The sequence below is a fragment of the Actinoalloteichus spitiensis RMV-1378 genome (assembly GCF_000239155.1).
In the GTDB taxonomy this organism is placed as follows: Bacteria; Actinomycetota; Actinomycetes; order Mycobacteriales; family Pseudonocardiaceae; genus Actinoalloteichus_B; species Actinoalloteichus_B spitiensis.
On the sequence record NZ_AGVX02000242.1, the window covers coordinates 1 to 5,930 of the forward strand.

The 5,930-nt window shown below is 76.4% G+C and carries 4 protein-coding genes; 1 reads left to right on the forward strand and 3 read right to left on the reverse strand.

What is annotated here, in order from left to right; genetic code table 11:
* The first annotated feature begins 327 nt into the window (after positions 1–327).
* Positions 328–1,377: a beta family protein gene (locus ACTIDRAF_RS0212035; RefSeq protein ID WP_211215327.1), complete on the forward strand. Its 1,050-nt coding sequence runs from the start codon at positions 328–330 to the stop codon at positions 1,375–1,377.
* A 350-nt stretch (positions 1,378–1,727) separates the two neighbouring features.
* On the opposite strand, the gene ACTIDRAF_RS0212040 is transcribed toward ACTIDRAF_RS0212035, so the two are convergent.
* The 3 genes from ACTIDRAF_RS0212040 to ACTIDRAF_RS28485 form a co-directional block, all read right to left on the reverse strand.
* Positions 1,728–2,000, reverse strand: coding sequence for a phosphopantetheine-binding protein (locus ACTIDRAF_RS0212040; protein WP_016698994.1), 273 nt, complete (start codon positions 1,998–2,000; stop codon positions 1,728–1,730).
* Positions 1,997–4,456: an ANL family adenylate-forming protein gene (locus ACTIDRAF_RS31950; RefSeq protein ID WP_016698995.1), complete on the reverse strand. Its 2,460-nt coding sequence runs from the start codon at positions 4,454–4,456 to the stop codon at positions 1,997–1,999. Before ACTIDRAF_RS31950 ends, ACTIDRAF_RS0212040 begins: the two co-directional genes overlap by 4 nt.
* Positions 4,457–4,463: 7 nt before the next feature.
* The coding region (locus ACTIDRAF_RS28485; RefSeq protein ID WP_157162997.1) for a non-ribosomal peptide synthetase at positions 4,464–5,930 on the reverse strand (1,467 nt) is incomplete at its 5' end.

Consider the following 5,930-nt stretch of genomic DNA (forward strand, 5'->3'; position numbering starts at 1 on the left):
GAGGCGGCCGCCGATGCCGGGGCCGCGACCGACCCGGCCGGGTAGCCCCCGCGCCCGGCGACCAGCGTCCACCGATGCCATGTCATGCCCCGGCGCACCCGTTCGGCCGATCGAGGTCGAGGCGTCCACCTGGGAACCTGGAAGCCAGGGCAGGGACCAGAGCTGACGATCGCGGCCCGTGCCGGGAGGGCCGGGAGAGGACGCGGGCGTGGGTGAACGGCGTCGTCACTCCCAGGATCCGCCACCGTGCTCGGGCGTGGCCGCACCGCCCGGTGGGTGCGACACCGCCGTCCCCTCGTGACGGCCGGAGCGGGCGCGGTGCTCGCGGTGAAATGCAGGAAGGCGGAGCTTCGGGCACTGCGGGAAACACCGACGACCGGAAGGCCGGTCGACATCCTGGTGGAGCTCAGCCGGGACGACGGGCAGGTGGCGGGGCTCGTCGACGCGGCCAAGCGGGCGGCGTGGGACGGCCGTCCGTTGTGGATCGACCCCACCCACCTGGGGCCGGACAGCGCCCTCGCCCGGTTCGGCGACCCGCTCGGCGAACTCGAACGGCGCATCGAGGACGCGCTGGGGCTGATCAGGCCCGACGCCCCTCTCCTCCTCCCCGTCGTGGCGGCGACGGCCGACGACCGCGAGCGGCGGCACGTTCGGAACCTGCTGGAGCACCAGGCGCGGCCGGTGGCGGTGCGCTGCCGCTCCGCCTCCCAGCACGACCCGGCGTGGCTGGTGGCCCGGCTGCGCGCTCTCAGCACCAGCCTCGGGTTGCCCACCGGTGGGCTGCACCTCGTCCTCGACGAGGGTTTCGTGGAGCGGGTGGAACCCTGGCGGGTCCGGAGCGTGGTCTCGCTGGGGCGGTGGGTAGCGGGGGAGGTCCCGCTGGGCTCGATGACGTTGTTGGCCGGGTCGACACCACGGCAGCGGAGCGGGCACGACCGGGTGGTCCGCCCCCTGGCCGAGGTGGACCTGTGGGAGCAGGTCCACCCCGAGCTCGGATTCCCGTTGCGGTACGGCGACTACGGCGCCGTCCACCCCGCACCCTCCCTGTCCAAGCCGTCCCCGCAGGCTCCACCGAACCCTTACCTGCACTACACGCTGCTCCGGCACCGGCTGACCGTCGCCCGCCGGGTGCCGGGCAGGACAGGACGCGTGGTCCCGAGCGGGGCCTCGGCCCGCTACTTCCGGGAGGTCGCCGAGGACGTGGTCGGGCACCGGGACTACGCGGGACCGGGCTTCTCCTGGGGCGACCGGTGCCTCCACCGGTGCCGGACCGATCCTCGGATCTCGGTGGGTACCGCGCAGGCGTGGATCGCCTTCGCGACCTCCCACCACCTCGCCCAGCTGTCCCACCGCCCGCCCGGTGCGCCCGTCCGGTGAGGACCACGCCGGGAACCGCGGGTACCTCGGCGTGCCCTGAACGCCCGTCCCGGTGCGGCGACGGCGCGAGGGGGCCTGGCCGCGTCCACGGGCGGGAGCCCCTGCCCCGGCCCGGTCGCGGGGACGAGTCCGTCGAGTCCCCCTCGGGCAGGTGCCACCGGGTGCTGCTGACCGTGTGCTGGGCGACGGGTGCCTCGCGGCCTCCTCGGGAGGGGCCGCTTCCCTCCCGGGCATCCCGGCGTGGCCGGCGCCGTGCGCATTCGCGCGGCGGGCGCGCACCCCAGGGGAGGCCGACCGGACACCGCCCCCGTGCCGACGTCCTCCGAGAGCGGCGGCGGCGCCGGGAGGGGTCAGCCGGTGTTGGCCGTCGACGTCCGGGCCCGCACGTAGTCGGCCAGGACGGCGAGGTCGTCGACCAGTTGGGGGGTGAGGTCCTCGTCGCCGATCTCGATGTCGAACTCGCGTTCCACGGCCAGCAGGAACCGGACGCAGGACACCGAGTCCAGGCCGAGGGTGTCGAGCAGCCCCCGCGCGGGCACGGTGTCGCGTGGCACGCCGAGCTCCAGGGTGGACACCAGGACATCCCGCAGGGTGTTCTCGAGGTGGTCGTGGTCGTGGTTCACGCGGGCCGTCCTTCCTCAGGTCCGGTGGGGGTGGTGGGGGCACGGGCGACGACCTGCCCCGGGTTGCCGTGGTCCGCGCCGACCCGCACGTCGACCGCCCCCAGCCGGCGCAGGCCCGCCGCGAGGTCGTGGGCGCCGGTCCACAGCGTCTCGCCGCTGGAGACGCGGTCCGCCGCCGCCCCGCCGTCGCCGTCCAGGTCCTCCGTGAACAGGTCGTCGACCAGCAGCGTCCCGCCCGGGCGCAGCGCCCCGAGCAACGCTGCCACCTCGGCCCCCGGTCCGGGGTGGTGCACGACGTCCCGGACGACGCAGAGGTCGAACCGCGCGGCCCGCGCCGCCGGGCCCGCCACGACCCCGCTCCCCTCGGCGGGTTCCCGCAGGTCCTCGTCCGCGCACCGCTCCGGGGTGCGCGGTGGGGGGAGCTCGTGGACGACGGTGATCCGGTCCGGGACCGAGACGGGATCGGCGGCCGCCAGGTCCAGCAGCACACCTTCCGCGTGCGGGTCGCGCGCGAGGAGGGTGGTGAGGCAGTGCGGTCCGTCGGCGCTGACCTCCAGCACCCGGCAGCCGGGGGCCGGTGCGGCGGCGGCCAGTGCCCGCCGGACCCGGTCCCGCACGCTGCCGAGCAGGACGACGCGGCGCAACGCGAGGATCCGCCGCGCGCCGCGGACCAGTGGCGTGCCCGCACCGGGTGGCGCGGCGACCGACGCGGGGAGGTCGGGATCGGCGCGGCGGCGCTGTTCCTCGTCGATCGCCGCCCACACCGCGTCGGTGGACCCCGGTGGCACGGCCCGCCCGCCTTCCGCCGGCCCCCGGAGCACCAGGCCGAGTTCGGCCGCCGTGGCGAGCAGCGCCTCCACCTGCCCGGGTGGCAGGCCGGTGTCGGCGGCGACCTCCACCGCGTCCCGGGTGCCGTCGAGCGCGGCGAGGACACCGGACCGCGCGAGCGCGAACACCACGTCGGAGACGCGCTGCGCGCTGGCCGCGGCGAGCAGCGCCGCCGGCTCCGCCGGCCGGTACCGGGGCCGGGCCAGGACCTTCCCGGACGGCCCCCGGGGCAAGCTGAGCACGGGGCGGATCTCGCTGGGCAGCTTGTAGGGAGCGAGCCGGGCCCGGGTGAAACGCATCAGCTCCGCCGGGTCGGCGGGGACCGGGCCGGTCGTCTCGACCTCGGCGAGCACCGCGTTGTCCCCGGCCGCACCGATCCGCAACCCGGTGACCCGGGCTTCCCCCACTCCGGGGTGTTCCCGCAGCACGGCCTCGACCTCGGTGGGTGACACCCAGCGGTCCCCGCGTCGGATCGCCGTGGACCGGCGCCCCAGCACGGTCAGGGCGCCGTGTTCGTCCTGGACGACCACGTCCCCGGTGTCCACCCACCCGTCGAGGTGGTCCATCCGCACCGACAGGGTGCCCTCCGCCCCGGGGGGTACGGGTTCGCCGGTGTGGTCGAGCACCCGGGTCGCCGTTCCCGGCACGGGCAGGCCCACGGTCAGCGGGGGCACGTCGGGGGACGCGGTGGCGATCACCCCCGTCTCGGTCGAGCCGTAGACCCGGGACAGCCCGACGCCGTAGGCGGCGGGGAAGTCGCGGGCCAGCGGGCCGTCCACCGCTCCGGCTCCCAGGGCGGCGACGCGGAGTGGCGCGGCGTCCGGAGCGGGACGGCCGGCGGCTCTGGTGAGGAGCAGCCGGGCCACCGAGGGAACCAGGGCGGCCACCGTGGCCTCGGTCCGCAACACGGAGTCCACCGCGCGCAGCGCCGTCGGAGCGGGCAACCGGACGTCGGTTCCGACGAGGAGCCCGCAGGCCAGCCAGCTCAGGGCGTAGGCGTGCGGGAGTGGCAGCGGGAGCAGGAGGACGTCACCGCGACGCACCCCGAACCGGTCCCGGTAGTGCGCGCCCTCGACCAGCAGGGACCGCTGGGTGCGGGCGACGCTCTTGGGGCTTCCTGTCGACCCGGAGGTGGTGATCAGCACCGGCGGGGGTGTTCCGGCCGGCACCGGCGGCGCGCCCGTCCCGGCCGGCGCGGTGGGGGAGGTCGTCGCCTCCAGTTCCGGGCGGCCGGCGGTGTCCACCGCCCGCACCCACCGGTCGCCACCGGCGCGCCGCAGGGCGCGTTCCAGTTCCGGGACGGGGGTGTCGGCCGCGACGAGCAACGGCGCCGCGCCGGCCTCCAGCAACCCCAGCAACGCCACCAGCCACGGGGCGCCGTTGGCGATGCGCAGGCCCGTCACCCTCCCCCGCACCTCGGCGGCCGTGAACAGCCGCGCGGCCCGGTCGGCGCCGGACCGGACCTCCTCCACGGAGCGGCCGTCCACCAGCGGTGCCCCGGGGGGAAGGAGGTCGAGGCAGGCCCGCAGGGTCGGGGGTGTCGGCGGAGCACCAGCGCCGTCCTGGTCGGCGGGCGGCGAAGTCGGGCGGATCGGGTCGGGGGCGGGATGGGCGTGGTCGTCGGTCACGGCGTGGTCACCTCGCGTCCTGGAACTCGGGCCGCGCGAGCAGTCCGGCCACGGTCGGGGTGTCGAACACCGCGCGCATCGAGCAGCGGACACCGAGCCGCCGCCGGATGTTCCGCAGCAACCGGTTCGCGAGGAGCGAGTGCCCTCCGAGGAGGAAGAAGTCGTCGTGCACTCCGACAGCGGGCAGGGACAACGCATCGGCGAACAGGCCGCACAGCACCGCCTCCCGTTCGGTGGTGGGCTCGCTCCGGGGTTCCTCCCGTGCCAGGTCGAGCTCGGCGAGGGCGCGGCGGTCGAGTTTTCCCCGGCTGGTGGTGGGCAGGGCGGGCAGCGGGACGAGGCGGGACGGCACGTGGTGTTCGGGGAGGGTCCTGGCGAGCCAGGTCCGCAACTCGGCCGTCGTGGGCGGCGTGCGCGGCTGCCCCGCGACCCCGGTCCCCGACCCGGCGGGCGGGTCGAGGACGACGAAGGCCACCAGCGCGATGTCGCCCTGCGCGTCGCGCCGGGTCGTGGCGCCCGCCTCCCGCACCGAGGGGTGCCGCAGCAGCGTTCGTTCGACGGCACCGAGTTCCACCCTCGCCCCACGGACCTTGACCTGGTCGTCGGCCCGGCCGAGGAAGGACAACACCCCGGAAGGGGACCAGGACACCAGGTCTCCCGTCCGGTACATCCGGTCACCCGGCGCCCCCCACGGGTCCGCGACGAACCGTTCGGCGGTCAGCCCCGCACGCGCGTGGTACCCGCGGGCCAGGCAGGCCCCGGCGAGGTACAACTCACCGGTGGAACCAGGGCCGAGCCGGCGCAGCCGCCCGTCCAGCACGTAGCCGCGAGATCCGGGAACAGCGCGCCCCAGGGTGACCAGGGCACCGCCGGAGACGTCGGCCACCACCGGGTCGACGGTGCACTCGGAGGGGCCGTACAGGTTCCACGCCCGCACCCCGGGGGCGGTGCGCAGCCGGGTCCACAACGCCTGGTCGACCGGTTCCCCGCCGAGCAGGACCAGCGCCAGCGGCGGGTCGGGGCCGTCGAGCACCCCGGCCGCCAGCAGTTGCCGGAAGTAGGAGGGGGTGGTGGGCAGCACGTCGCACCGCCGGTCGCGGAGGAGGTCGACCAGTCGTTCGGGATCCCGGCGGGTGGCGTCGTCGACCATGACGAGCTCGTGCCCGAGCATCATGAGCAGCACCGGGTCGAGCGCGGCGTCGAAGCTCACCGGCGCGGTGTGCGCGACGCGGTGGCGCCGGGCGGGTTCGCCGGCGCCCAGGGCCGTGCGGTGGTGGCCGGCCAACGCCGCCAGCGACCGGTGTTCCACGACGACCCCCTTGGGCCGCCCGGTGGACCCCGAGGTCCTGATCAGATAGGCGGCCCGGCGCGGGGGCAGCCGGGTGGCGAGGTGCGCCTCGGGGTCGGCCTGCCGTGCCCGCGCCGCCGGCGGCCCGGTGTGGACGTCGGGGTGGGTGGGGGCGGGGATGCCGTC